The organism is Alicyclobacillus sp. CIJ1 (assembly GCF_057538885.1).
Genome location: NZ_BAAJPH010000089.1, coordinates 1 through 946, shown reverse-complemented (window position 1 = coordinate 946; position 946 = coordinate 1). Strand labels below are relative to the sequence as shown.

The window sequence follows — 946 nt, the reverse complement described above, 5'->3', positions numbered from 1 at the left end:
AATACTCGTACTGTTTTACTTGCTCCTCTACGAACTGAGTATTTCCCCCTAATTCGCTAGCAACCGCGCTTATCTCATTGATTGGCAGCCCCAAATACCCGTTCCCATTCAAACTGTTGTCGCTCACGATGTCCGACTGCACCACGTCATTGCTCAGGGTTGCACCTGAGATTTCGTCCGCTGCGCTGACGAGAGCCGAGTAGAGTTTCGTCGGATAGAAAAATTCTGACCACCCAGGATACGGTGGAGAACTGGAATTAGTTTGGGAGGCCACGAATGTGTCACTTCCATAAATCGCGAGTTCTCCGACCACACCGCCAAATTGGGTATACACGGTGTTAATTGAGACGATGTATCCATAGCCGTTCGTCCCACTTCCGGGTTGAATCACCTGCGTAGCAAAGGCACTGGGCGACAAAGCGGTAAACGCTGCAAGCGCCGCAGCCCCTGTGAGTCCCATTCGAATCGCTTTTCGTTTCCAGCGCACAAAACCACCCCTTTCTACTCAAAGGGGCATTGGCATGCAAACGAGCAAAAAAATTGCGCGCCTCGATAGAGACGCGCAGTGCTATTTTAGAAAAATCAAAGCACAAAATCCACAGATGTATTGGGGATGATATCGGGCAAATTAACCCCAACTCCTGCACCCAAACCGATACTGAACAATCCGGTTGGCTTCGCAAACGAAATCGTCGTCCCGCCTTCATACTGGCTCGCATTGGAGAGAGAAGGTAAGGACGGAGCGTAGTATTCCGTCGTGTAGTCTTGTGGCGTATGCGAAGCAGACACATTGTAATAATCTTTCGAGTCTCCCGTATACGGAAGCTCCACGTTCACCTGATTGCCGACGAGCCACATCTTGATCCCATTGAAAGCACGTACCGCAATGCGGTAATCCTGCGGATTGGGTTCTGACATCCCATATCCAATCGGCGCATGAAGCGTG

1 protein-coding gene and 1 pseudogene are annotated in these 946 nt (G+C 50.5%); both read right to left on the bottom strand.

The genetic code is table 11. The features are described 5' to 3' along the window. Positions 1–487 (bottom strand): hypothetical protein (locus AC27E8_RS06595; RefSeq protein ID WP_487111392.1); only part of this gene is annotated, 487 nt, incomplete at its 3' end. Between the two features lie 95 nt (positions 488–582). After that, positions 583–946: pseudogene (locus AC27E8_RS06590) on the bottom strand (hypothetical protein); the annotation flags it as partial.